The sequence below is a fragment of the Ruegeria sp. N7 genome, assembly GCF_056531345.1.
On record NZ_JBQFLR010000004.1, the window covers coordinates 128,154 to 152,629 of the forward strand.

The window sequence follows — 24,476 nt, forward strand, 5'->3', positions numbered from 1 at the left end:
CCATTCCTAACGGACTATTCGCTTCTGTTGGACCTCGCAAGCCCGTGCTTGCGGGGTTTTTTTGTTGCTGACCCGACCGCAGTTGCCCACTTGCAAAGGACGTGCAGCGGTATGATGATCCGCCGACAAGACTCAGAGGTCTGACGTGAACGATCCCGAACAAGCCCTGTGGCGGACTACATGTACCGAAGCAGTCACAGCTCTGCCGCTGAGCAGTGACACAACCGTTGATCTGGCTATCATAGGTGGCGGATATACAGGGTGTTCAGCTGCCTTGACGGCAGCCCGGTCCGGCGCTTCGGTCTGTTTGGTGGAAGCGCAGAAGATCGGGTTTGGCGGGTCGGGGCGCAATGTCGGTCTGGTCAATGCCGGGCTGTGGCTGCCACCGGATGACATCCGCGCGCATATCGGTGCAGAGGCTGGCGATCGCCTGATCGATCTGCTGGGCAAGGCACCGTCGGACGTTTTTTCCCTGATCGAAGAACACGGCATCACATGCGAACCCATTCGCAACGGAACCCTGCATTGCGCGCATTCCGCCTCGGGGCTGAAGAACCTGCAAACGCGCCACGCGCAGCTAAGCGGGTCCGGCGCGCCGGTAGCACTGCTATCGGTGGATCAGGCCCGTGACCGGACCGGTAGCGATGCCTTCCATGGGGCGTTGTTCGATCCTCGCGCAGGAACCATACAACCCTTGGCTTATGTCATGGGATTGGCGCGTGCCGCGTCTCAGGCCGGGGCGCAGATCCATGAACAAAGCCCGGTACAGACCCTTCGGCACGAAGGTGGGCAATGGGTATTGACGACACCGGGCGGGAACGTACGGGCGAGGTCCGTCATTCAGGCAACCAACGCCTATCACCTTGGCTTGCCAGATACTGCGCCTGCCTATGTTCCCGTTTATTACTTTCAATACGCAACGACCCCGTTGTCGCATAATCTGCGCGCCAGCATCCTGCCGCAGGCAGAAGGGTGCTGGGATACCGGGCTGATCATGACGTCCTTCCGGCTGGATCAGGCGGGGCGGATGATCATTGGCGGCATGGGCGATCTGGGGAATGCAGGACGCAGTGTGCATACCGGATGGGTCCGACGCAAACTGGCTGAGCTTTATCCTCAGCTTGCCGATCAGCCGTTTGAACAGGGTTGGCACGGGCGGATTGCCATGACCTCGGACCATATCCCGAAAATCACGCAGATTGGCCCCAACGCTCTGGCCGCGCACGGATATTCCGGCCGTGGTATTGGCCCCGGCACGGTGTTCGGTCGAATGATGGCCAAAAGTCTTCTTGCAGGTGAGCTTTCGCTTTTGCCCGTTCCTGCGGTGCATGAGCATCGCGAAAGCTGGACGCGCGTGCGCCGCGCCTTTTTTGAATCCGGCGCGGCGCTGACGCATCTGATAAAGGCGCGGATCTGAATTCAGACCGAGCGGGTGATGCCACCATCAACCCGGATATTCTGCCCGGTGATGTAGCCACCGCCTTCGGATGCCAGCAGGGCAACGACCGAGGCGACCTCGTCATAACTGCGCCCATAGCGCCCCATGGGAATGCGCGCGCGGAATTCTTCTTTTTCGGGCAGGCTGTCAATGAAACCGGGCAGGATGTTGTTCATGCGGATGTTTTCGGCAGCGTATTTGTCCGAGAACAGTTTGGTGAACGCGGCCAGCCCGGCGCGAAACACGCCTGAGGTCGGGAAAACCGGGTCAGGTTCGAATGCAGCGAAGGTTGAGATATTGATGATCGATCCACCGCCCTGCGCTTGCATGATCGGCGTCACAAGCCGCGAGGGGCGGACGGCATTCATGAAATAGACATCCATACCGGTGTGCCAATCTTCGTCCGTCAACTCAAGGATCGGGGCACGGGGGCCGTGACCAGCGGAATTGACCAGAACGTCAATACGCCCCCAATGGGCCATGGCCGCATCAACAAGCTTTTGCAGATCCTCCGTGGACTGGTTCGAGCCGGTTACACCGACGCCTCCCAACTCATGCGCCAGCGCTTCGCCCTTGCCCGAGGATGACAGAATCCCGACCTTGAAACCGTCCGCGGCCAGCCGCCTCGCGGAATCCGCGCCCATGCCGCTGCCGCCTGCTGTGATCAGTGCTACTTTCTCCATCTGACGTCTCCGTTTTGATTTGGTTTCAGGATGGCGAATGAATTGCGGTTTGACCAATCCGTTTTGTTGAGTACTCGTAACCGTGTCCCGCAGCCGAACCTGGCCTTTGTTATGCGCAGCTGACGGCTGTCTCAGGTCTGAAGGGACGCTGCGATGGCTTCTATCCGGTCGCGTAACCAGCGGTGGGCGGGGTCATTGGCCGATCTTTGATGCCAGACCATGTAGATGGACACAGGGGGACAGGCGAAGGGTAAAGGTGCGCAATCCAGCGCGGCAAGTGGGCCCTGTTTCATCAGTGCCGTATCTGTCGAGATCAGGTCGCTGCCCTGCACAAAGGCCGGGATCGCGTTGAAATGCGGCAGGGTTACAACCGCAGGATTGATCTGGCTTTGATCAACGCCGCGCATAACGGCACGGGCGTTTCGGCCATCGGCAAAGCGCACTTCGACATGGTCGCTGTGGCAATAGTCCTGCCAGCTGTCCGGCGGCGTGCGTTGCGTGGCGTCGTAGAACACCATCAGCGGGCTTTCGATCAGTCTTTTCTGGAAAATATCCGGTCCGTCGGGCGGCAGCGGGGTTAGCATCAACTGGCACCGGTCGCTGCGCAACAATTCGGGGTCGGGCACACCCGATGGGATGAATTCCAACCGCAGGCGCGCGCCATCGGCGCGTGTGTCACGCAGCAACCATGGAAAGATCAGCTCTCGTGGCATGTCATTGGTGGCGATGCGGATGTTGATCTGTTCCGACAAAGGATCGAACGGCCGGCCGTCGGTCAGCGCGCGCATCCCGTCCAGTACCTTTTGCGCAGGCTCTTTCAGGGACAGGGCGCGTTCGGTTGGCGTCAGACCCTGACCTGAGCGAACAAACAGCGGGTCGCCCAGGACCTGCCGCAGTTTGGCCAGAGTATGACTGATCGCAGATTGCGTAACCCCCAGCCGATCTGCGGCTTTCGAGACCGAGTTTTCCTCGAGTATCGTCAAAAAAGTGCGTAGAACCTTGCCGTCGAGGTCAATGAAATCGAATTTGCTCATACCATTTATGATTAATCATGAATGGTTTTGCTGTCCATGGCGGGGTACGGGACGGGCATCAACAGGAGATATTCGATGGGGATCCGTTTATTCTCGGACAGAAACCGGCCCGTTCATATGGGCGGCTACCCGCTGGAGCGTTTGGACCGGCAAGATGACATGCCGGATCTGTCGCTTGTGCCCGCTTTGGCCGAGCTGAGTTTCCACCGACCGGAACACCCTGACAGCATCGTCAATGCGATGGGTGAGTTTCAGGCGATGATGGACGCTATCCGCGACGGAATGGTGAACCCGGTTGCGTCCGAGATTCCATCTAACCCGCAGGAACGGGCCAACCACATAAAAGCGTTCGGCTACTTCAACGATGCGTCGATGATTGGGTGCGGTCCACTGCCATCTGACGCCCTTTTGCCCGAGGCTCGCCGCAATCCCGATATTGACCGGCTTGCCCACGCGTTGCGCACCCGTCAGACCAAAACGCTGGCATCCGGGATCGACGTCATCATGGCTGATCTGAAAGACAGTATGGAGGCCGCGCCCAAGCCGATCGACAGCCATCGGCACAGCATTGTCTTTCTTTATGAACACAACCGCGATCCCGACCCGTCCGAACCCGGCGCTGATTGGATAGTCGACGCGCAGGACCATCGCGCCTGTCTGCTGGCGACCGAGAATGCGGTGGTCATTGCCAATTACATCCGCCTTTTGGGCTTTGACGCGCGGGCGCACAGCATGATGTCGACCGACGTTGATTTGGGCAAGCTGGCGGTCACCGCCGGGTTGGCTTCGGTCGAGGATGGAGAGGTTGTCGTGCCCTGGCTGGGCCAGCGCTTTGGTTTGGCCGCTGTGACGACTGACATGCCGATCGCCCATGACAAACCGCTGAAGCCTATGGCCGATCAGCCCTGGTTCCGGACGCAGGGGCCGGCATGGTGGTTGGGCACGGGCTTTGCCAAGAACGCCCTCAACCGTGACCCATATGCCAAACGGCGCTATGTGGACGGGGCGCATCCCTTCGAAAAGCTCAAACGGGTCGAGGCCCCGACAACCTATATCGACGAAGAGAACGTTGCCCGCGTTCCCAAGCGCGCCGACATGTTCGCCCGCGCCCAGTTCGGCGACATGGGGAAGCCATTGCAGGACGCCGCGAAAGGCGGGTACTACGTGCGCAAGGCCGCGCCCAGCTTTGCCCAACGCCGTGCTTTGGGTGCGTTTGTACTGTTGCAGGACGGTGAAAGTGCTGACGCGACCAAGCCATCTGACGCGCAACGCAACGCAGCAAACATCAAGGCTGCGACTTATTTTCTGGGGGTCGATGCGGTGGGTCTCAGCCGGTGCCCAGAATGGGCCTGGTATTCCCATGACGCGACAGGCGAAGAAATCGTGCCGCCCCATGATCAGGCCGTCAGCATGATCATCGATCAGGGATATGAGACGATGGAGGGTGCCAGCGGTGATGACTGGATCAGCGTCGCCCAATCGATGCGCGCCTATCTAAGGTTTTCTTTGCTGGGTGGCGTGATTGCACAGCAGATCCGCAATCTGGGCTACAAGGCCAAGGCGCACACGGTGATGGATGGCGAGGTTCTGCAACCTCCGCTTTTGTTGCTGTCCGGTCTGGGCGAGGTCAGCCGGATCGGCGAAGTGATCCTGAACCCCTATCTGGGGCCCCGCCTGAAATCAGGCGTGGTGACCACCGATATGCCGATCGCGCATGACAGACCCATTGATTTCGGTCTGCAAAGCTTTTGTGAGTCTTGCAACAAATGCGCGCGCGAATGCCCATCGGGCGCGATCACGGCTGGGCCAAAGCTGATGTTCAACGGCTATGAAATCTGGAAATCCGACAGCCAGAAATGCGCGACCTACCGCGTGACCACTCCGGGCGGCGCGATGTGCGGGCGGTGCATGAAGACCTGCCCCTGGAACCTTGAGGGTATCTTCAAGGAACGCCCGTTCCGTTGGGCCGCGATGAACATCCCCTCTGCGGCGCCTGCATTGGCCAAGCTGGATGATGCGGTTGGCAATGGCGGTCTGAACGACACCAAGAAATGGTGGTGGGATATCGAGTTGCAGCCCGACGGGGCGTATCGGCCAACAACACACCCTTTGAACCGGCGCGATCTGCAAAAGGATCTGGACCTTAGATACGAGGATCAGACATTGGCGGTCTACCCGGCCTATTTGGCCCCGCACCCTTGGCCCTATCCGTTTGCAATGGATCGCGAGGCAGGAATTGCCGCCTATGAGGCTTTGGTGACAGCCAAAGAGTACAAGGCGCGCAAAGCTGCGGGGGATATGTCGATCATTCATCGCTATCAGGTCGCAGGTGATGCGCCGGTGATGAGGGTCGCTGTGACTAAGGTCGACAAGATGACCGCTGACGTCACCAAGTATGAATTTGCCTCCCTTGACGGTGCGCCGCTTCCGGAATGGTCCGCAGGCGCGCATCTGGATGTGCTTGTCGCGCCAGAGTTCCTGCGACAATACTCCATGTCCGGCGACCCGTCAGAACGGGGAACCTATCAGATCGGTGTTCTGTGCGAGGATGAAGGGCGGGGTGGCTCGGCATTGCTGCACCGAATTTTCAACGTAGGGCGCAAGGTTTTCATATCGAAACCGATCAACCATTTCGAACTGGACGAAGAGGCGTCCAGAACCATTTTGATGGGGGGTGGTATCGGTATCACTCCGATGATCGCATTTGCTCATCGCCTGCATGCATTGGGCATGGATTTCGAGTTGCACTACTCGGCCAGGACGCGGGGCGGTGCGGGGTATCTGGATGATCTGGCGGGGATGCCCTGGGCGAACCGCGTCCACTACCATTTCTCGGATGAAGGCTCGCGCGCTGATCTGGATGCGATCCTTTCGGGGTATCAGCAGGGATGGCACGTCTATACGTGCGGGCCTGATCGGTACATGGATGGGGTCATGCAGGCCGCAGAACGTCAGGGTTTCCCCGAAGAGGCCCGACATCTTGAATATTTCTCGGTCCCGGAAACCCCGGAATACGAAAATCATCCATTTACCCTGAAACTCGCGCATTCAGGGAAGACGCTGCTGGTGCCCTCAGACAAGGATGCCGCGCAGGTTCTGAACGAAGCGGGTTTTCACGTGGATGTGAAATGCGCCGATGGTATCTGTGGTGTGTGCAAATGTGGCGTCCTTTCGGGCGAGGTCGAGCATCGGGATTTCGTGCTGTCCAAAAAGCAGCGCCAAGGGGCCATGATTCTGTGCCAAAGCCGCGCTGTGGCGCCGGATGGTGTGATCGAGCTCGATCTGTAAGCATGGTCAGAAAGCGACCTTTGGACGGTGAAATTTGGTCGCTCGGCCCATGGACGTCAGGTGGGTGGTGAATTAACGTCGCCCGGAACCCAGATATCCCTGACCAACAGGTGCGAGGTAGCATTATGGATTATCACAGCCCCGCCAGCTTTGCCGAGGCTTCGGCTCTGGCCGCAAATGCGACGGGCATCACGCGCTTTCTGGCGGGCGGCACTGACGTATTGGTGCAGCTGCGCTCGGAGTTGGTGACGCCTGATACGCTGATCGACATCAAGAAAATCAACGGTGTACACGACATCACCCGCAACGCTGATGGAAGCTGGACGTTGGGAATTGCCGCAACCGGTGCCGAAATGAGCGAGCATCCTGAGTTGGGTCGTGACTGGCCCGGTGTGGTCGAGGCGATGGACCTGATCGGATCAACCCAAGTGCAGGGGCGCGCAACACCGACTGGTAACCTGTGTAACGGCTCACCTGCGGCTGATTCCGTGCCCGCCATGGTCGCCGCTGGTGCGACCGTCACCGTGACCGGCCCGGACGGCACTCGCGAAGTCGCGGTCGAGGATATTCCGACCGGCCCCGGCAAAACCTCACTGGCCAAAGGCGAACTGATCTCGGCGGTCAATATCCCTGCGCGTGGTGAAAACGGCGGCGATGCCTATCTGCGGTTTATCCCCCGCACCGAAATGGACATCGCGGTGGTTGGCGTTGGTGTGAACCTGCGTCTTGACGGCGACACCATCACCGAGGCCCGCGTATCGCTGGGCGCAGTGGCCCCGACCGTTCTGCTGGTCGAAGACTGTGCCAAGGCCATTATCGGCAGCACGCTGGATGATGCGGCCATGGATGCGCTGGCCGCCGCCGCCTCTGCCGCTTGTAACCCGATTGACGACAAGCGCGGCACGATCGCGTTCCGTACCGAGGTCGCAGGCGTTCTGGCAAAGCGCGCCGCGAAAATTGCCTATGCCCGCGCGCAGGGAGAAGACGCATGAAAAAGTTCCACGTAACAACCACCGTGAATGGCGATGCGGTCGAATACTTGTGTGATCCGCGAGAAACTCTGCTGGATTGTCTGCGCGACAAGCTGAACCTGACTGGTGCGAAAGAAGGGTGTGGCACCGGCGATTGCGGCGCGTGTTCGGTCACCGTTGATGGCCGTCTGGTCTGTTCATGCCTGATGCTGGGTGTCGAGGCTGAAGGTAAGCAGATCGAAACGGTCGAAGGCATTGCCGACGGTGATATTCTGCATCCGCTGCAAAAGAAGATGATCGAATACGCTGCTCTGCAATGCGGCATCTGCACGCCGGGCATTCTGGTGGCGGCCAAGTCTTTGCTGGAGAAAAACCCGAACCCGACCGAGGAAGAGACGCGGTATTGGCTGGCAGGCAACCTCTGCCGCTGTACTGGGTATGACAAGATCATTCGCGCCGTGATGGATACGGCGGCTGAGATGCGGGAGGCGTCGTAATGGCTCTGGACGATCGTAAATCAGACTTCACTTTTGTCGGCACCCGCCCCAACCGTCCCGACGGTCTGGACAAGGTGACCGGCCGCGCCAAATTCGGAGCGGATGCCTACGCCCCGGGAATGCTGCATGGCGCGATCCTGCGCTCACCTCATGCGCATGCGCGGATCGTGAAAATCGACACGTCGAAAGCCGAGGCGCACAAGGATGTCAAAGCTGTTGTGACGCGTGCCGACTTTGCTGAAGTGCCGTTCAAGCCCGGTCTGGAAGGTGAATTCTACAACGTTCTGGAAAACGTTATGGCCGGTGAGAAAGCGCTATATGACGGGCACGCGGTTGCAGCGGTTGCTGCGACTTCGGCATTGGCGGCTCGTGACGCGCTCAAGCTGATCGAGGTCGAGTACGAAGTGCTGCCCCACGTCACCGATGTGGATAAGGCGATGGCACCGGATGCGCCTGTCATCCGCGAAGGAGCTGCGGATTATTCCGTGCCGGAAGGAATGCACCCGAACGTTGTCCGCTATCATGAAAGTGGTCACGGCGATGTTGAGGCCGGATTTGCCGAAGCTGATCTGGTCATCGAAGATAGTTTCGTCACCGAAGCGACGCATCAGGGTTATATCGAACCGCACGCTTGTTTGGCCATATTGGGTAATGACGGTAAGGGTGAGTTGTGGTGCACGACGCAGGGGCATTGGATTGCGCAGAAAACCTGTGCCGCGCTTCTGGGGATCGAAACCTCGCAGTTGCGTGTCACTGCGTCTGAGATCGGCGGAGGGTTTGGCGGTAAGACAACCGTTTTCATCGAACCCGTCGCATTAGCGCTCAGCCGTAAGGCCAATCGCCCGGTCAAGCTTGTGATGACCCGGTCCGAGGTGTTCCGGGCTACTGGTCCGACTTCGTCTGCCTCGATGGACGTCAAAATCGGCATGAAGAAAGACGGCACGATCTCGGCGGCTCAGGGCATCTTCCGCCTTCAGGGCGGAGCCTTTCCCGGCGCGCCGGGCGACATGACTGCCATGTGTGCCTTTGCGCCGTACAACCTGACCAACGTCAAGCAGATCGGCTATGACGTTATGGCCAACCGCCCAAAGCAGGCAGCGTACCGCGCGCCGGGTGCACCGATGGGTGCCTTTGCGGTCGAGTCGGTGATTGACGAGTTGTGCAACAAGCTGGGTCTCGACCCCGTTGAGGTACGCCTGAAAAACGCCGCGCATGAGGGCACGAAGGCCAGCTATGGACCGACCTACGAGCGCATCGGTCTTGTCGAAACGCTAGAAGCAGCCAAGGCGCATCCTCATTATTCGGCTCCGCTGAAGCCGGGGCAGGGGCGCGGTATTTCCTGTGGCTTCTGGTTCAACCATGGTGGCGAGACCAGCGTGTCGCTTGCCTTGTCCGAGGATGGCTCGGCTCAGGTGATGGTCGGAACGCCTGATATCGGTGGTTCGCGCGCATCGATGGCCCTGATGGCGGCCGAGGTTCTGGGCATCCCGTATGAGAATATCCGGGTGACCATCGCCGATACGGCCACACTGGGCTACAATGACGTAAGCCATGGCTCTCGCGTGACCTACGCGTCAGGGCTGGCGACAATCAAGGCTGCGAGACACGCGGTCGAGAAACTGTGCGAACGGGCCGCGGCCAAATGGGGCATCCCGGTTGATGCGGTGAAATGGGAAAATGGCTGTGCAGTGCCCTCAGGGCCGAATGCAGGCGATTTCGATCCGATGCCGCTGGCCGATATCACCGCCGATATGGGCCGCACCGGTGGTCCGATCTCGGGTCATTTCGAGGCAACCCCCGAAGGTGCTGGCGTGTCCTTTGGCACCCACATCGTCGATGCCGAGGTTGACCCGGAAACCGGTAAGACCAGTGTGACCCGCTACACGGTCATTCAGGACGCGGGCAAGGCGATCCACCCGACCTATGTCGAAGGCCAATATCAGGGCGGTGCAGCGCAAGGTATCGGCTGGGCCCTGAACGAGGAATATATCTACGGTGAAGACGGTCGCTTGCAGAACTCGATCTTTCTCGACTACCGCATCCCGGTGGCCAGCGACCTGCCGATGATCGACACCGTGATCGTCGAGGTTCCGAATCCAGGCCACCCGTTTGGCGTCCGCGGTGTGGGTGAGACGGGTATCGTGCCGCCACTGGCCGCCATTGCCAACGCTGTGTCCAACGCGGCTGGCGTGCGGATGAAGCGGTTGCCGATGTCGCCGCCACGTATTCTGGCCGCTCTCAAGGACAATGGTTGAGGTTCACCTCTGGTCCGGCCTCCGGTCACTGACCGGGGGCCAGCAGGTGGTTGAGGTCGAGGCCAAAACCACTGGCGAGTTGCTGCGCGCGCTCGTGCGTGCGCATCCGCAGCTTCAGGCACCCATCGACGCTGGCGTTTCTATCGCTGTCGACGGGCGCGTGATCGCGACCGGACTGACCGAACCAATTCCAGAGGGCAGTGAAGTCTATCTGATGCAAAGGCTGAGGGGCGGTTAAGCGTCAGGCGACCAAGGCTCGCGCCCGACCATTCGGTCTGCCTCGGCCGTGATATCGTTCATATGCTGCTCAAGGCTTTGGCGCAGCGTTTCGATTTCGTCTTCACTGGCTTTGCGCGGAACTGTTTCCGTCCATTCCCGGCACAGAAACACCCCCTGGTTACCCCATGGGCGGGGCATCAAAAGATGATCCCATGTTCCTGCTTCGCGCCCATGTTTCGCCGAAAAGGTAATACCAAACACACGTTTACCCGATGCGCGCGCCCAAACCAGCGGAACCGTCGACAAAACCCGCTCTGGCCCACGGGGGCCGTCTGCCGCTATGCCAATTGATATTCCCTGTTTCATTTTGCCAAGCACTTCGCGCGACAACGCCACGTGGCGTTGATGACTGGACATGGCAATCGTGTCCATTCCGAACAGCTTCTGCACGCGACCCACCATGCTGCCAGCCCGCGCAGAAGATGTAATCGAACAGATGCGCCCCTTGTCCAGCGGGAAGAAATAGGGCGACTGCGCCAGCCGTTGGTGCCAGAGAACAACGATGACCGGCTCACCCTGTTCGGCCAATTGGTCCAGTTCGTCATAGCCGATGCGCTGCCATCGTGTGTTGCGGTGTGCCAGCCGAATATAGTTTGCAATCCGACGCGCCACCCAGTTTAGCACAGCTTCGCTGTCTGCAATCTTCTTACGGAGGTTCACGCCGGGTTCCTTCTGCTAACCGGTCCTTGTCTTAGCGCACCATGCGTTTTGCGCAACTTGTTTGTCCGGGCATTTCGTGGATGGGAATCTGAAAAAGCCTCTTGAGTCCGCCGCGTGGCTGGCATATCTGGGGCTCACTACAGGGGTATAGCTCAGTTGGTAGAGCGACGGTCTCCAAAACCGTAGGTCGCGGGTTCGAACCCTGCTGCCCCTGCCACTAAAATTGTCCGAATACTAAGTTGAGATACCCAAGGGTGAACGGGTTTCAGCCTTTGAGTTCGCTTTGCCTGTATTTAGCCATTTCGCGCCTGGGTCATTGCTGGTCGCAGTATTGGCTCCGACAGCACTGCTACAATGGCGCGAGGCCATCGTGCCCTGTTATTATCTTTTGGTGGCACCTGTATTTTCGTGCGGACCTACGGCATCCAGTTTTTTAGCCCACATATGCTGATATTCTTGAAACACCGCCGGCTTGTTTGAGTGGAGCGCCATCAATGCACACGCGGCCCACATAGCGACATCGTAATCCGAGTCGCTCTTTTTCAATAATTGCGCATTCAGTGCAGCGGCTTCTGATGTCGAAGGTTTATGCATTGCCATCGGACCCTTTTTGCCAACTGATGCTGTTTTTCGCAATCGTCCTGTCACGGACATTCACGATAACCAACAGGCATCATTATGTGGGTAGAACAGTGAATGGGTTGGAAACAAGACGTTAACATGTCGTTAACTTTTTGCTGGGGTGCTTGTCCAAAAGAGTGTTCGTGTGACCGGTCCAACGGTGAACTTGGTCACAGACCAATCACTAGAATCCTGCTTTACTTACAATTGTTACGAGTTGGCGCTCACGTTCGGTACATGACGCTGTTTTTGTTTTTCTCTCTTGTGGATGGGGCGCGCTTGTGGTTGAGCGCGCCTTTCCCATTTCCGGGTAACTAGGTTGTCGCCGGTGTCGGTTCTGTGGCGGTAAACGAGGTTTCCTTGGGTGGGCGATTGACTTATTGTCCGGCCACGACGCAATCAGCCGGATGAGGATACATGTCGCGTTTTGATGGATATTTCCTGCGGCAATTGCTGGTTTTATTCGGCTTCTTCACCCTTGTCCTGGTGGGTGTGTTCTGGATCACCCGTTCCGTCAGCCTGTTTGACAAGGTCATCAGCGGTGGCCAGTCCGCTATGGTGTTTCTTGAATTCACCGCGCTTACCCTGCCGACGCTGGTTCGTACGGTTATGCCGATGGCGGTGTTTGCGGCTGCTGTCTATGCGACCAACAGATTGAGCCGCGAAAGCGAGATGACAGTGATGCTGGCAACCGGGTCAAGCCCGTGGCGACTGGCGCGTGCCGTAGTTTTGTTCGGTGTGATCACCGGTCTGATGATGGCCGCCATCAGCGTGTTCCTGCGCCCGGCCTCGGTCCAACAACTGGAATTCCGGCAAGCCGAAGTTGCAGGAGATGTGACAGCGCAGTTGTTGAATGAAGGTGAATTTCTGCACCCTGCCGAAGATGTTACGGTTTACATCGGTGGCATCGATCTGGACGGTACGTTGCACGAGGTGTTCGTATCGGATCGCCGCGACCCGGAAAACGCGGTCAGCTATTCCAGCGTGACAGCCTATCTGGTCAATAACGACGCGGGAATTCATCTGGTGATGGTCGATGGGGTGGCGCTGCGTTTGAACAAGGCGGGCAGGGTTCTGTCCTCGACCCTGTTTCAGGACGCATCATATGACATTTCGCAACTGACGAACGCAAGCCCGTTGGCAAGCCGCAGCCTCGAAGCCATTCCAACCTCTGATCTGATCCTCAACCGGGATGCGATTTCTGAAACCGAGGGGTTCAGCCAGGGTAAATTGATCGAAGAACTGCATCAGCGATTTTCCTGGATAGCCATTTGCATCGCCGTATCGCTGGCGGGTTATTCAACCCTGATGTTAGGCAGCTTTTCACGGTTTGGATTGTGGCCTCAGATTTTGGGTGCCTTTACCATTCTTGTGCTGCTTGAAGGTGTTCGCGGGTTTGTGTCCCCGGTTGTGATCGATGACCCGAAGCTTTGGGTGCTGCTTTACCTTCCTGCCGTTATGGGTGTGTTGATCTCGTGCTGTTTTCTGCTTGTCGCAGGTCGTCCACTTATGCGGAAACGTGCGCGCAGGTCCGAGGTCATCCCAACACCCGCTTGATTTCAGGTTCGAAGTTCTTCCAGACAACAACGAATGTCGTCGAATTCTTCGCGATCACTACGGGCGACCAGATACATCGGCAGCCGCAGGCTCACACTGTCCTCTACCGGTTCGAGTGCACCCGAAGCCAGATGTTGCGAAATGACGTAATCGGGGAAGTAGCCGCATCCGCCTCTATGCAAGACATAACGTAGCGCCATCATGCAATTTCCCAGAAACAAGATCTGCCCCGAGGCGCGTCGCACGGCCGATCTGACGTGGTCTTGGTAAATCTCTCCAAGTTCAAGGTTGACGAAGACCAAATCGTTTTCTGCTGTTGCTGCTTGCGGGGTTTTGACCAGGGTTAGAAGCTCCGGTTCCAGCTCGTGGTAGGTGACGCGTCGGTCTGATGGCGTTTCATGCGTGATCGCCACGTCCAGCACATGGGTCGCCACAGCTTCAACCATGTTCAGATCGTGGTCGTAATTCAGTGTCAGCAGCAGTTTGTCAAAGCGCTGTTCAAACCGAACAGCCAGATCCACAAGCAAAGGGTCCCAGATGCTAAGCTGACTACCCAACCGAAGCGCTGGACGGTTCTGTGTCTGCAACGATAAATCCCGCGACGCGAAGGCCCAAAGGGACAGAATTTGTTCTGCATATGGTTTGAATTGTCTGCCAAACTCGGTCAGCGCCGTGCCACCGGCTCCGCGGGTAAACAGTGGTCTGCCGGTTTCTTCTTCGATCAAATGAATGCGCGCGCTGACGGCCGTTTGAGTCACATTCAGCTTGCGGGCAGCGGCATGAAAACCACCTGTCTCGGCCACACATAGAAAGGTTTCCAAAGCTTTGGTTCGCATACCGAGAGTATTTTTTGATCATTGTGATAAAATCAATTCATTTTTTTGAAGTTGCGACTCGTAATATTGTCGGCTTCGGGAAACACGCCAAAGGATCAGCCATGCTGGACAAAAGCCACAAACCGACCTGGACCAGTTTTGAGAATGCCACCAAGGCCGACTGGGACGCCGTTATGGATTATGAAGAGGCGTATAATGCCGCCTTGCCGGATCGCATTCTGGACGCCATTCGGTCACTGGACGAGGAATGGACACCCTATCCGGTCAACCGGTATCAGCACAGCCTTCAGGCCGCGACCCGGGCTTATGAGGATGGCGCGGATGAGGAGTTGGTGGTCGCCGCTTTGATCCACGATACCGGCGACATTCTGTCACCCTACAACCATGGAGAGCTGTCAGCGGCGATGATGAAGCCCTATGTCAGCGAGAAAACCTATTGGATACTTAAGCACCATTGCGTGTTTCAGGGTTACTACTACAACCACCACCTTGGAGGAGACCGCAACGCGCGCGACAAGTATCGCGACAGCCCCCATTGGGAGGACTGCCGCTATTTCTGCCATGAATACGATCAGAAGGCGTTTGACCCAGACTATCCGACGAAACCGCTGGAGTTTTTTGAACCCATGCTGCGCCGCATCCTGAGCAAGGGCGAAGGCCATATGGAACTGAACGAAACTGCCGAAGATTAACAGGCAGCCATCAGGCGATAGACAATCTGAGCTGTGGTGAAGTCCCAGGCGGCATTGCCGTCCGGGGCCAGCTCAACCACATCGAAGCCCACGCATCTGCGCCCCTTGAGCGCGTGCTCGACCAGCCGCAGCGCCTGATAATAGCCCAACCCGCCAGGCACCGGTGTTCCGGTGGCGGGCATCAGCGATGGATCCAGCCCGTCGACGTCGAAACTGACATAGACCAGCTCGGGGAAGTCTGCAGGCAAGTCGACCGAATGGATGTTACCTGTCACCAGTTCCTCGGCATCCACGTGAAAGACGTGGTTTCTCAGTCGGCTTTGGGCCTCTTCAGTTGAAAAAGCGCGAACACCGAACTGGGCGAGCCGAACGCCTTCTTCGGCAAGCAGGTGCATCACTGAGGCGTGAGAGTGTTTTTCGCCCTGATAAGCGTTGCGCAGGTCGGCATGGGCGTCGATTTGGACGATGCCGATGGGTTGGTTTAGCGCACGGGCCACACCTATCACTGCGCCATAGCTGAGCGAATGCTCGCCGCCCAAAGTGACCGGTACCTTTCCGGCACGAATTGCAGCCTCGGTGCGTTGCGCAAGGCGTTCCATTACCTCGGGCAACGGGCCGTCACAATTTATTGGTTCTTCGGTGAAAATCCCCTCGACACAGGGCTCCGCGTGACCGGTAATGCGTTCCAGTTCATTACTGGCCTCGATAATTGCTTCGGGGCCTTTGGCCGTGCCGGACCCGTAAGAGACCGTGCGCTCCAAAGGCACCGGGATCACGCGAAAGCGGGCATCTTCGGTGCGTTCGGATGCGGTCAATTCGCTGTCGAGAAAAATGCTCATGAGAGTCTGTCCTTGAAGTCGTCATATCCGAACTGCCGGATGATCTTCAGCTCGTCTGTTTCGCTGTTCCACAGGGCGATTGTGGGCAGGGGGACGCCATTGAAGGTGTTTGTCTTGACCATCGAGTAATGTGCCTGATCGAGGAAGGCAAAACGCTGTCCGATCTCCAGCGGCTTGTCCCAGGTGTAGTCGCCAATAACGTCACCCGCCAAACAGGACGGGCCGCCAAGGCGATAGGTTTGGCCTGTTTCGGCCTCATCCATCAGGGCAGGGCGATAGGGGGCCTCGATCACGTCGGGCATGTGGCATGTGGCCGAGATATCAGTGATCGCGAGGTTCATGCCGTTGGTCGGCAGGTCGAGGATTTCACCGATCAGAACACCTGCGTCTAGTGCCACTGCTTCGCCGGGTTCGAGGTAAACATCAATGCCATAGGTTTCGCGAATGTCCTTGAGGAAAGCCACCAGCCCGTCGCGGTCATAATCGTCGCGGGTGATGTGGTGGCCACCGCCAAAGTTCACCCACTTGAGTTGATCAAGGTAGGGTTTGAGCTTCGGTTCGACAGCGTCCCAGGTGCGCTGCAAAGGCGCAAACCCTTGTTCACAAAGCGTATGCATGTGCAGCCCGTCAACGCCACGCAAGGTGTCGGCGGTCAGTTGGCTGACCGGCGTGCCAAGGCGCGAGCACGGGGCGCAGGGATCGTATTTCGGAACCTCGCCTTCGGAATGTTCCGGATTGATGCGCAGGCCAACCTGCACTTCTGCGGCTTGGGCTTTGGCGAGAAACCGGTCCTTTTGGGCAGGGGAGTTGAAGATGACATGATCCGACAGCGACAGGATTTCGTCGATGTCGGCGTCTTTGTACCCGGCGCAGAAGGTTGCGACCTCACCGCCATATTCCTCGCGTCCCAACCGGGCTTCATTGATACCCGAGGCGCAGGTTCCCACAAGGTGCCGGCGCACCAACGGGGCCAGCGAAAACATCGAAAACGCCTTGAGCGCGCTGAGAACATGCGCGCCGGAGCGGGTTCCGACATCAGCGAGGATTTTCAGGTTCCGTTCTACCGCCCTTTCGTCGACCACAAAGCAGGGGCTGGGTACACGGGAGAGGTCGAAATTGCGGAAGGCGCCGGCGTCACCGGCCTGTGTGGTCATCATGTCGGACATAACCGGCGTCTCCGTTTGGTGGAGAGGCCGGGGGCGCTGCCCCCGGACCCCCGGGATATTTAGGGCCAGATGAAGCTGAAGCGGATCAGAAGGTGACCGGGCCGTCGAGTTCATGGACCTGCCACGGCAGGCCATGTTCGTTCAGCATGGCCATGAAGTCGTCCGGGTCGAGCTGTTCCATGTTCCACACGCCAGGCTCGGACCAGTTGCCTTTCAGCACCTGCGCGGCGCCGATCATGGCGGGGACACCGGTGGTGTAGCTGACGGCCTGACTGCCGACTTCCGCATAGCATTCCTGATGATCGCAGATGTTGTAGATGTAATAGGTTTTCTCGCCCGAGCCATCCTTGGCCTGACCTGTGGCGATGTCGCCGATGCAGGCCTTGCCCTTGGTTTCCGCGCCCAGATCACCGGGATCGGGCAGAAGGGTTTTCAGGAACTGGATCGGGATGATTTCCTTGCCGTCATGCATCACTGGGTCGATGCGGGTCATGCCGACATTTTCCAAGACCTTGGCATGCATGATATAGGCGTCGCCGAAGGTCATCCAGAAGCGGGCGCGCTCAATCTCGGGGAAGTGGGTCGAGAGCGATTCCAGTTCCTCGTGATACATCAGGTACATGTTTTTGGGGCCGATGGCGGGGAAATCGAATTCGACCTTGTGGGTCATGGCGGGAGAGTGTTTCCATTCGCCGTTTTCCCAGTGGCGCACTTCAGCCAGAACTTCGCGCAGGTTGATTTCGGGGTTGAAGTTGGTGGCAAATTCCTGATCGTTCGAACCGCCATTGGCGTCCAGCACGTCGATCTGGCGGATGGTGTCCAGCTTGTGCTTTTTCAACCATTTGGCAAAGACCGATGTAACGCCGGGATCAAAGCCCGAACCAAGGATGGCGGTCAAACCGGCCGCTTTGAACCGTTCCTGATAGGCCCATTGCCAGTGGTATTCGAACTTGGCCTCATCCTCGGGCTCATAGTTTGCCGTATCCACATAATGAATGCCCGCCTCAAGGCATGCGTCCATCAGCACCAGATCCTGATAGGGCAGGGCGAGGTTCACGAGGATTTCAGCACCAGTTTCCTTGATCAGCTTTACGGTGTCTTCTACCTTGTAGGCGTCCAGTTCGGCGGTCGCGATATCAACGCCCACACGGTCTTTCACCGATTTGGCGATCGCGTCGCATTTCGATTTCGTGCGGCTGGCCAGTGTGATTTCGGTGAAGATATCCGAATTCATTGCCATCTTGTGCACGGCAGCGTGGGATACGCCGCCCGCGCCGACAACCAGTGTTTTGCCACTCAAAGTGCCCATGGGGGTGATCTCCTCTCAGGGGTTATTCGTAATAGGTGTAACCGTTGATCGAGTCGCGGTAAGCGCTCATCAGGGTTTTGCGGTCCTTGGCTTTCAGGGTGCCAGTCGAAATCGCCTCATCCACCATTTTGCGGAAGGCGGCGACGCAATCCTGCGGGACGAACTCGACATATGACAGAACCTGGCTGATCGTGTCGCCCTCTTGTTCGTGCAGCAGGTCAAAGCCGCCATCCGGGCGCAGGTCGATGGTGACCACGTTGGTGTCACCAAAGAGATTGTGTAGATCTCCCAGCGTTTCCTGATAGGCGCCAACGAAGAAGACGCCCATGAAATATTCGTCCTCTTCAGGCAGGGAATGCACCGGCAGGCTGGGGGACACACCGTCGGCCAGAATAAACCGGTCAATCTTGCCGTCGCTGTCGCAGGTGATGTCGGACAGCACGGCGCGACGGTCGGGGATCTGGTTCAGATATTGCAGCGGCACGATCGGGTGCAACTGGTCGATGGCCCAGACATCTGGCAGCGACTGGAACAGCGAGAAGTTGCAGTGATAGATATCAGCAACCTTTTCAAGCTGGTCATTCAGGTCCGTTTCCAGATCCTCTGACGCGGCCAACGCCTTGAGCCGCGCCATCAGCGACAGGTATATCCGTTCGGCCCGGGCCATCTGACGCAGGTCGACATAGCCGCGACGAAACAGGGCGCGCAGCTCGTTACGATAGAAGGTGGCGTCGTTCCAGCATTCCTGCAGGCGGTCGCGAGAGAGGTATCCGTGCACCGCGGCGAGGTCCGAGACCAAGTGGTGGTCATCCGGATCAACCTCGGGGCCATTGGGCGCATCGTAAAGCGTGCTTTCGAGCACGTTGAAGACCAGCATCGAGGACGTCGCCACCACCGCGCGCCCACTTTCCGTGACCAGTGTCGGATGGCCCACCTCTGCCTCGTCCATGGCGTAAGCCACGGTTTCGACGACATTGGCACAATATTCTTCGACCGTGTAGTTGATCGAGTTTTCGGCGGCTTTCTTTTCGCCGGTGTAATCGACCCCCATGCCGCCACCCAGATCCAGGTGAGTCAATGGAACGCCTTCGCGAGTGAGCTCGGTGTAATAGCGACAGGCTTCGCCCACAGCGCGGCGCACATCGTTGACATCCTGAACCTGGCTGCCCAGATGTGAATGCTGCAGCTTGAGGCAATGCAGCAAGCCTGCGTCTTTCAGCTTGTCTACCGTGGCGATAAGCTGATCGGTGTTCATCCCAAAGGCCGAGCGGTCGCCCGAACTTTCTTCCCATTTGCCGCTGATCTGGTTGGTCAGCTTCACCCGAACACCGATCAGGGGCTCGATGCCCAGTTCGTTGTAAACTTCGATTACCGTGTCGGCCTCTTTCGGGCTTTCCAGAACGATGACCGTGTTGAACCCAATCTTGCGGCTTAGAATAGCCAGTTGGATGAATTCGGCATCTTTGACACCGTTACACACGATCAGCGCTTCGGGGGCCAGGCGATGCGCCAGCGCAATCACCAGTTCGGGTTTGGAGCCGGCCTCGAGCCCATAATTGTATTTCTTTCCAAACTCGACGATCCGGTCAACAACCTGCGCCTGCTGGTTCACCTTGATCGGGAATACGCCGCGATAGCTGCCTGAGTAGCCCACGCGCGCAATCGCATCTTGGAAACTTTCGTTCAGATGCGCGATTTCGTGTTCCAGATAAGACGCGACTCGCAGGACCATCGGTGCCTTGATGCCGCGGTCGTCCAGATCGCTGAGGATACCGGGCAGGCTAATCGCCGCTGTCTCGGGGGCCATGGGATTGCGCAGACCGATCTCACCCTGTTCGGTCACCTCGATGAGGCCTTTGCCCCATTTCTCAACTCCGTAGATGGAATGCGGTGCGTCGGGCGTCTGTTTCAATCAAGTCGGTCCTTAACGTAGGGTGCCAGTTTCGCGCCCGCCAATACGGCAGCAGTTTGATTCTTCCAAGTGTAAACTATCTGATTGGGGATTCCGAATTTTACGCGGACGGGTGGATCGGGATCAGATGATTGTCCCATTGGCATTCGGCGCGGGTTCGAACAGCTGGGCGCGCGCCCATCAATGTCCCGAAAGCGCCTGTTCCCGTGGTAAAGACCAACCCGCCCGCCCCGGCCCCAAGCCCGCAGACATCCTCAAGCGCGAAGGCGCCGGTGAGTGTGCCGCTGGTTATGTCGAACTGGTGCAGCGCATTGCCGCGCGGACAGGTTATTGCGATCATATCGGCGTCGGCTGAAAACGCGACGCTGCCAGCGTATCCCTGCAACATGCTTTGTTCGTGATCCGGTGCCGCCAGCAGGCGTGGGGCTTCACCCTGACGATGCAAGCCCAACAGGGGCAGGTGTTCGGACTTGCTGCCCTGCCATTGCATGGCAAAGCCAACCAGACCGTCGCTCCGCACCGCCAGATGGCGGATCGAGTTTTTGTGAAGCTGGTGAGGTAACGACACCTGCTCGTGGATCCTGCCCGACAGGGTAAGATAGCTCAGGTTGGGTGCCATCGTCGGCAGGTTCAGCTTTGTGCGCCCGGTTTCGGGGTGGGTTTCGATCCCGCCATTGGCAATCACCAGCGTTTCCCCATCGGGCATCAGGCGCATGTCATGCGGGCCTATTCCACCAGATGAAAACTCATCCAGACGCGAAAAGCTTTCAGCGTCCCAGACACCGATAATACCTGTCCCGGCTTCGTAGTCGTTCTCGGTGGCAAAAAAATACGCGCCATCCGCCGAGAATGTGCCGTGGCCGTAGAAGTGGCGGCTTTCAGGGGCATTGAGCTGTGCAATCTGCGCGCCGGTTGCGCAATCGATGACGATGGCAAAGGTGCCCGGACGTCTGGCAAACGCGACCGCAAAGGCCTTGTGCGGATGGGCTGCGGCCGCATGTCCGCGTCCGGGTAGAGGCACGGAGAACACGATTTTCCCCAATGTGCTCAACCCGGCAAGTCGAAAGGACCCGTCGGGAAACAGCCCTGCGGCCAGAAAATCAGGCGAACCGGCCGAGGCCCACCCGCGGACCGGGGAAATCGCGGCTGCGGCAAGACCGGCAAGAAAATGGCGGCGTGACGTCACGGGTTAGTCTCCGTCCAGCGAGTTGAATCCTGCGCTGATCCCCAATGTCGGACCCAGCTCGGTCACGGCGATGGTGCGGATATCGTGGATCGACTGTTGAAGCGCCTCGATCCGGAACCGGGCTTGGGGATCTGAAACCCCGGCCAGCGAGGGATCGTCAATGGATTGAGCGTTCTGGATGGCACGTGCAAACGCAGCGTCCAGTTCCGACGCGATTTCGGGGTGATCAAAAGACAGCCGTGCGGCTAAATCCCGCAAGGATATCAGCGACAGTTCTACATGGCGCAAAGACCGCCCGGACCGCCGCGCCTCGGCCCGGTTCGGACGGGGGCGGTCGAATGTCCCCATGGGGCGACCCAGCCGAGTGTCCGCCGTGAACTCAAGACCGGTAGATAGGGCCTTGAACAGCTCCTGCATCGCTTCGTCCTGCGTCCGGTAGCGGCTGTTCTCTCCGGGTAGGGTAAGGCTTGGGGCATAGCTGTGCCAGTCCTGCGCCATCGCGCGGGCATTGGCATCGATATCCGCCGTGATCGCCCTGATCAGCGCGCAGCGATATTCGGCATTGCCCTGTTCCGCGTAATTGGGATCGAACAGCATCCGTTCGAGAGCAAAGAACCCGCGCCCTGCTATGGACGTTTCGGCATAGGTCTCCGGGCTTTGCACGGCATCATCCTGAGCTTCGATATGCTGGGATAGCGCTTTGGATGTGAACCCTTTCGTGTCGGGCCAAAAAGCCATGGCGAAAGCGCGGTCATCGATCTCGGTCGGACCAAACCGCAGGTGGCTGGCGGATATCCAGCTGTCAAAAGCCGCATCGTAGGCCGCGCGCAGCGCCGGTGAGGTCGGATCGCACTCAACCAGGGATGCGCTGACCAGCGCGCCCGTCGTTTCCGGGAGCGTGTCGAACCGGGGCAGGATATGGGTTTCAGTCACATCCATCAGGATCGGCGCGCGATCCTGTGCCTGCGCGGCAAGTGGCATGATCAACACTGCAACAAGGGTAAAAACTCGCATGGGTCAGAGGCTCTCCAGAAATTGGATCAGGGCGTCACGGTCTGCCTTGGGCATCGAGACAACGGTGTCGCGGGTAGACTGCGCTTCACCGCCATGCCACAGGATTGCTTCAAGCAAGGTGCGCGCCCGCCCGTCATGCAGAAATTCTGTGTGGCCCGAGACGCGTTTCGTCAGGCCAACACCCCACAAAGGCGGCGTGCGCCATTCCCGGCCCGTTGCGCGGGCCTCGGGGCGATTGTCGGCCAGACCTTCGCCCAGGTCATGAAGCAACAGGTCGGTGTAGGGCCATATCAGCTGAAAACTGTGCTCGGGCCGGTCTTCCATCCGATGAGTGACATGTGACGGTGTGTGGCATGACGCGCAGCCGGTCGCATGAAATACCTCTTTCCCGCGCAACACCTTGGGGTTGTCCATGTCGCGGCGACCCGGCACCCCCAGATTGCGGCTGTAGAAAGCGACCAGGTCCATACCCTGATGATCGATCTCGAAGCCGCGCTCATCATTGTCGCCATGCGGGGCTTGGATGCAGTTCACCTGCACATTGGTGCAATCCCCGTGCGGAGCAGGGTAGAGTGGGTTCGATATGCCGATATCCCCGGCAAAAGCAGCAGCCGATTGCTCCATCACTGTCGGCATCCCTGCTTTGTGACCGAACCGGCCCATCATCGGGGCGTCAAACTCGACTGACCAGACGATATTCGGGCGACCTGATATGCCGTCCCCATCGAAATCGTTAGGGTCGGCCTTGGCAAGCAGGTCTTCGACCGGGATCGCTTCCAACAGGCCAAGCCCGATCATCTGCGGCGCGACCCGTGGGCTTAGCATCGCGTCCGGGTGCAGCGGGCCATAACCCAGATCGGCTGCCTGATAAGTCGGGCGGCGCAATGAGGCGGTTTCACCGTCAGAAAGCTCTACCGGGATTTCTTCGTATGAGATGTCCAGCCGGTATTCCGCTGGATGACCTGCCAGTGCGAAATCCTGCATCTGTCCACCATAGGTAGGCTCGGGCAGAGTGGCGATGTAATCTTCGATCGCTGCATAACCATCCTCCGACGTGCCGGGGATCGAGACCCGCAAGAACATCGAAACCGCGTTGTCATCGGGCCCGTTTGGCGTGTGTCCGCGCCCATCCTTGATGTGGCAGCGCTGGCACGACCGCGCGTTATAGAGCGGCCCCAACCCGTCAGAGGCGAGTGTCGATGAGGGCGACGAAACCCAGACCTTCTTGAACAGTCCGTTTCCGACTTTGAAGTTCAGCTCCTGTTCAAAGCTCAGGTTGTCTGACGGTTGCGAGAACGCATCCGCGTCCGTACGGACCCGAACAGTCGCAGCCCCGGCGGGCAGTTCTTCAAACTGCTGCGGTGCGTTGAAATCCTGGGGCGCCGCCGTCACAACAGCAATTCGGGCGCGTTCATCGTCAGTGCGGGGGGTGACATTCAGATGCAGATCCTGCAGCTCGGCTGACAGGGAAGGGGTGGCCGCGAAAGCCACCACCGACAGGGCGACAAGGCTACTCGCCTTCGCCCATTTTCGATGCGTTGAGTTGCGCATAATTGGCTTCGCCGATCCTTTCATAGAGGTCGAGCTGCGTTTCGAGAAAGTCGATATGGCCCTCTTCATCGGACATCAACGTTTCGAACAGCGACATCGAGACATAGTCGCCGGCATCCCGACAGTATTCGCGCGCTTCCTTGTACAGGGCCCGTGCATCGATCTCGGCCGCAAGGTCACATTCCAGCGTTTCCTTTGGTGTTTGACCGATCCGAAGCGGGTCAAGCTTCTGAAGGTTGGGGTGGCCTTCCAGAAAGATGATCCGTTCGATCAGCTTGTCCGCGTGGCCCATCTCTTCGATGCTTTCCTCGCGGCTTTTCTTGGCCATGTGGCCAAGCCCCCAGTCTTCCTGCAACCGGTAGTGCAGCCAGTACTGGCTGACTGCAGTCAGTTCATGCCGCAGAGATTTGTTGAGATATTCGATGACTTTTGGATCGCCCTTCATCTGCACTCTCCTGTGATACTGCCGCGCGCAGGGCGCGGAGTTGCATGGGTACTTCGAGATTATCGCTTGACCGCATCGTGTCCAGAAACAGAGGCATGCATCCGCCGCAATCCGCCGATTTTCCAAGAGCACGGTAAACCTTGCCGGGGGTGATGATGGTTTGGGGGTCGGCTGTCCGCATCCAGTCGATGGCGGCGCGGATGTCGTGGTCCGAGATGTTGGTGCAGTGGCAGACAATCATGA

The 24,476-nt window shown here is 58.4% G+C and carries 22 protein-coding genes and 1 tRNA gene; 9 read left to right on the plus strand and 14 right to left on the minus strand.

The genetic code is table 11. The features are described from left to right. Window positions 1-145 precede the first annotated feature (145 nt). Complete coding sequence (locus ACR0ES_RS08040; RefSeq protein ID WP_480870108.1) at window positions 146-1,417, plus strand: NAD(P)/FAD-dependent oxidoreductase; 1,272 nt, start codon at window positions 146-148, stop codon at window positions 1,415-1,417. Window positions 1,418-1,419: 2 nt separating this feature from the next. Here the strand turns inward: ACR0ES_RS08040 and ACR0ES_RS08045 are convergent, their stop codons facing one another. Next, the gene (locus ACR0ES_RS08045) at window positions 1,420-2,121 is read right to left on the minus strand and encodes an SDR family oxidoreductase (protein ID WP_480482134.1); all 702 of its coding nucleotides are present in this window, start codon (window positions 2,119-2,121) and stop codon (window positions 1,420-1,422) included. Between the two features lie 131 nt (window positions 2,122-2,252). Further along, window positions 2,253-3,155 (minus strand): LysR family transcriptional regulator, encoded by a 903-nt coding sequence (locus ACR0ES_RS08050; protein ID WP_480870109.1) that lies wholly within the window; start codon window positions 3,153-3,155, stop codon window positions 2,253-2,255. Between the two features lie 75 nt (window positions 3,156-3,230). Between ACR0ES_RS08050 and ACR0ES_RS08055 the strand changes: the two genes are divergently transcribed. The 5 genes from ACR0ES_RS08055 to ACR0ES_RS08075 all read left to right on the plus strand — a co-directional run bounded on the left by ACR0ES_RS08055 (window position 3,231) and on the right by ACR0ES_RS08075 (window position 10,404). Next, window positions 3,231-6,443, plus strand: coding sequence for a reductive dehalogenase (locus ACR0ES_RS08055; RefSeq protein WP_480870111.1), 3,213 nt, complete (start codon window positions 3,231-3,233; stop codon window positions 6,441-6,443). 125 nt (window positions 6,444-6,568) lie between these two features. After that, the gene (locus tag ACR0ES_RS08060) at window positions 6,569-7,435 is read left to right on the plus strand and encodes an FAD binding domain-containing protein (RefSeq protein WP_480870113.1); all 867 of its coding nucleotides are present in this window, start codon (window positions 6,569-6,571) and stop codon (window positions 7,433-7,435) included. Continuing rightward, entirely contained in the window at window positions 7,432-7,911 is a 480-nt protein-coding gene (locus ACR0ES_RS08065; protein WP_209504694.1) for a (2Fe-2S)-binding protein, read from the plus strand. Before ACR0ES_RS08060 ends, ACR0ES_RS08065 begins: the two co-directional genes overlap by 4 nt. Then, window positions 7,911-10,166 (plus strand): xanthine dehydrogenase family protein molybdopterin-binding subunit, encoded by a 2,256-nt coding sequence (locus tag ACR0ES_RS08070; RefSeq protein ID WP_480870115.1) that lies wholly within the window; start codon window positions 7,911-7,913, stop codon window positions 10,164-10,166. Before ACR0ES_RS08065 ends, ACR0ES_RS08070 begins: the two co-directional genes overlap by 1 nt. Next, window positions 10,159-10,404: a MoaD/ThiS family protein gene (locus ACR0ES_RS08075; protein WP_170346142.1), complete on the plus strand. Its 246-nt coding sequence runs from the start codon at window positions 10,159-10,161 to the stop codon at window positions 10,402-10,404. Before ACR0ES_RS08070 ends, ACR0ES_RS08075 begins: the two co-directional genes overlap by 8 nt. Here the strand turns inward: ACR0ES_RS08075 and ACR0ES_RS08080 are convergent. Beyond that, the gene (locus ACR0ES_RS08080) at window positions 10,401-11,105 is read right to left on the minus strand and encodes a lysophospholipid acyltransferase family protein (RefSeq protein ID WP_480773729.1); all 705 of its coding nucleotides are present in this window, start codon (window positions 11,103-11,105) and stop codon (window positions 10,401-10,403) included. The genes ACR0ES_RS08075 and ACR0ES_RS08080 overlap by 4 nt on opposite strands. A gap of 141 nt (window positions 11,106-11,246) precedes the next feature. On the opposite strand from ACR0ES_RS08080, the gene ACR0ES_RS08085 reads away from it, so the two are divergent. After that, window positions 11,247-11,322: transfer RNA gene (locus ACR0ES_RS08085), tRNA-Trp, on the plus strand. A 164-nt stretch (window positions 11,323-11,486) separates the two neighbouring features. On the opposite strand, the gene ACR0ES_RS08090 is transcribed toward ACR0ES_RS08085, so the two are convergent. After that, window positions 11,487-11,759: a hypothetical protein gene (locus ACR0ES_RS08090; RefSeq protein ID WP_480870118.1), complete on the minus strand. Its 273-nt coding sequence runs from the start codon at window positions 11,757-11,759 to the stop codon at window positions 11,487-11,489. A 384-nt stretch (window positions 11,760-12,143) separates the two neighbouring features. Between ACR0ES_RS08090 and lptF the strand changes: the two genes are divergently transcribed. Beyond that, complete coding sequence (lptF, locus tag ACR0ES_RS08095; RefSeq protein ID WP_480870121.1) at window positions 12,144-13,283, plus strand: LPS export ABC transporter permease LptF; 1,140 nt, start codon at window positions 12,144-12,146, stop codon at window positions 13,281-13,283. Between the two features lie 2 nt (window positions 13,284-13,285). On the opposite strand, the gene ACR0ES_RS08100 is transcribed toward lptF, so the two are convergent. Then, on the minus strand, window positions 13,286-14,119 hold the full coding sequence (locus ACR0ES_RS08100; RefSeq protein ID WP_480773726.1) for a LysR family transcriptional regulator: 834 nt from the start codon (window positions 14,117-14,119) through the stop codon (window positions 13,286-13,288). 101 nt (window positions 14,120-14,220) lie between these two features. On the opposite strand from ACR0ES_RS08100, the gene ACR0ES_RS08105 reads away from it, so the two are divergent. After that, window positions 14,221-14,811 carry an HD domain-containing protein gene (locus tag ACR0ES_RS08105; RefSeq protein ID WP_480605317.1) on the plus strand — a complete coding sequence of 197 codons (591 nt, stop codon included), beginning with the start codon at window positions 14,221-14,223 and terminating at the stop codon, window positions 14,809-14,811. Here the strand turns inward: ACR0ES_RS08105 and speB are convergent. The 9 genes from speB to ACR0ES_RS08150 all read right to left on the minus strand — a co-directional run bounded on the left by speB (window position 14,808) and on the right by ACR0ES_RS08150 (window position 24,474). Then, window positions 14,808-15,650: an agmatinase gene (speB, locus tag ACR0ES_RS08110; protein WP_480870124.1), complete on the minus strand. Its 843-nt coding sequence runs from the start codon at window positions 15,648-15,650 to the stop codon at window positions 14,808-14,810. The genes ACR0ES_RS08105 and speB overlap by 4 nt on opposite strands. Continuing rightward, the gene (gene nspC / locus ACR0ES_RS08115; RefSeq protein WP_480870127.1) at window positions 15,647-16,816 is read right to left on the minus strand and encodes a carboxynorspermidine decarboxylase; all 1,170 of its coding nucleotides are present in this window, start codon (window positions 16,814-16,816) and stop codon (window positions 15,647-15,649) included. The genes speB and nspC overlap by 4 nt, the downstream gene beginning before the upstream one ends. 85 nt (window positions 16,817-16,901) lie before the next feature. Then, window positions 16,902-18,125 (minus strand): saccharopine dehydrogenase family protein, encoded by a 1,224-nt coding sequence (locus ACR0ES_RS08120; RefSeq protein ID WP_480870130.1) that lies wholly within the window; start codon window positions 18,123-18,125, stop codon window positions 16,902-16,904. A 22-nt stretch (window positions 18,126-18,147) separates the two neighbouring features. Beyond that, window positions 18,148-20,037 carry a biosynthetic arginine decarboxylase gene (speA, locus tag ACR0ES_RS08125; RefSeq protein ID WP_480870133.1) on the minus strand — a complete coding sequence of 630 codons (1,890 nt, stop codon included), beginning with the start codon at window positions 20,035-20,037 and terminating at the stop codon, window positions 18,148-18,150. Window positions 20,038-20,137: 100 nt separating this feature from the next. Continuing rightward, the gene (locus ACR0ES_RS08130; RefSeq protein WP_480487681.1) at window positions 20,138-21,223 is read right to left on the minus strand and encodes a DUF1513 domain-containing protein; all 1,086 of its coding nucleotides are present in this window, start codon (window positions 21,221-21,223) and stop codon (window positions 20,138-20,140) included. 3 nt (window positions 21,224-21,226) lie between these two features. Beyond that, complete coding sequence (locus ACR0ES_RS08135) at window positions 21,227-22,237, minus strand: imelysin family protein (protein ID WP_480870136.1); 1,011 nt, start codon at window positions 22,235-22,237, stop codon at window positions 21,227-21,229. A gap of 3 nt (window positions 22,238-22,240) precedes the next feature. Next, window positions 22,241-23,788: a di-heme oxidoreductase family protein gene (locus ACR0ES_RS08140; RefSeq protein ID WP_480870139.1), complete on the minus strand. Its 1,548-nt coding sequence runs from the start codon at window positions 23,786-23,788 to the stop codon at window positions 22,241-22,243. Beyond that, window positions 23,748-24,233 carry a bacterioferritin gene (gene bfr, locus ACR0ES_RS08145; RefSeq protein ID WP_480870141.1) on the minus strand — a complete coding sequence of 162 codons (486 nt, stop codon included), beginning with the start codon at window positions 24,231-24,233 and terminating at the stop codon, window positions 23,748-23,750. The genes ACR0ES_RS08140 and bfr overlap by 41 nt, the downstream gene beginning before the upstream one ends. Beyond that, window positions 24,181-24,474, minus strand: a complete 294-nt coding sequence (locus ACR0ES_RS08150) for a (2Fe-2S)-binding protein (RefSeq protein ID WP_480482354.1) — start codon at window positions 24,472-24,474, stop codon at window positions 24,181-24,183. The genes bfr and ACR0ES_RS08150 overlap by 53 nt, the downstream gene beginning before the upstream one ends. Window positions 24,475-24,476 lie beyond the last annotated feature (2 nt).

Coding starts and splice junctions, on each gene's coding strand:
- ACR0ES_RS08100 (WP_480773726.1), bottom strand. CDS start 14,119: ATGCGAACCAAAGCTTTGGAAACCTTTCTATGTGTGGCCGAGACAGGT.
- nspC (WP_480870127.1), bottom strand. CDS start 16,816: ATGTCCGACATGATGACCACACAGGCCGGTGACGCCGGCGCCTTCCGC.
- ACR0ES_RS08120 (WP_480870130.1), bottom strand. CDS start 18,125: ATGGGCACTTTGAGTGGCAAAACACTGGTTGTCGGCGCGGGCGGCGTA.
- lptF (WP_480870121.1), top strand. CDS start 12,144: ATGTCGCGTTTTGATGGATATTTCCTGCGGCAATTGCTGGTTTTATTC.
- ACR0ES_RS08050 (WP_480870109.1), bottom strand. CDS start 3,155: ATGAGCAAATTCGATTTCATTGACCTCGACGGCAAGGTTCTACGCACT.
- ACR0ES_RS08150 (WP_480482354.1), bottom strand. CDS start 24,474: ATGATTGTCTGCCACTGCACCAACATCTCGGACCACGACATCCGCGCC.
- ACR0ES_RS08090 (WP_480870118.1), bottom strand. CDS start 11,759: ATGTCCGTGACAGGACGATTGCGAAAAACAGCATCAGTTGGCAAAAAG.
- ACR0ES_RS08070 (WP_480870115.1), top strand. CDS start 7,911: ATGGCTCTGGACGATCGTAAATCAGACTTCACTTTTGTCGGCACCCGC.
- ACR0ES_RS08105 (WP_480605317.1), top strand. CDS start 14,221: ATGCTGGACAAAAGCCACAAACCGACCTGGACCAGTTTTGAGAATGCC.
- ACR0ES_RS08065 (WP_209504694.1), top strand. CDS start 7,432: ATGAAAAAGTTCCACGTAACAACCACCGTGAATGGCGATGCGGTCGAA.
- ACR0ES_RS08060 (WP_480870113.1), top strand. CDS start 6,569: ATGGATTATCACAGCCCCGCCAGCTTTGCCGAGGCTTCGGCTCTGGCC.
- ACR0ES_RS08075 (WP_170346142.1), top strand. CDS start 10,159: ATGGTTGAGGTTCACCTCTGGTCCGGCCTCCGGTCACTGACCGGGGGC.
- ACR0ES_RS08140 (WP_480870139.1), bottom strand. CDS start 23,788: ATGCGCAACTCAACGCATCGAAAATGGGCGAAGGCGAGTAGCCTTGTC.
- ACR0ES_RS08055 (WP_480870111.1), top strand. CDS start 3,231: ATGGGGATCCGTTTATTCTCGGACAGAAACCGGCCCGTTCATATGGGC.
- ACR0ES_RS08135 (WP_480870136.1), bottom strand. CDS start 22,237: ATGCGAGTTTTTACCCTTGTTGCAGTGTTGATCATGCCACTTGCCGCG.
- ACR0ES_RS08045 (WP_480482134.1), bottom strand. CDS start 2,121: ATGGAGAAAGTAGCACTGATCACAGCAGGCGGCAGCGGCATGGGCGCG.
- bfr (WP_480870141.1), bottom strand. CDS start 24,233: ATGAAGGGCGATCCAAAAGTCATCGAATATCTCAACAAATCTCTGCGG.
- speB (WP_480870124.1), bottom strand. CDS start 15,650: ATGAGCATTTTTCTCGACAGCGAATTGACCGCATCCGAACGCACCGAA.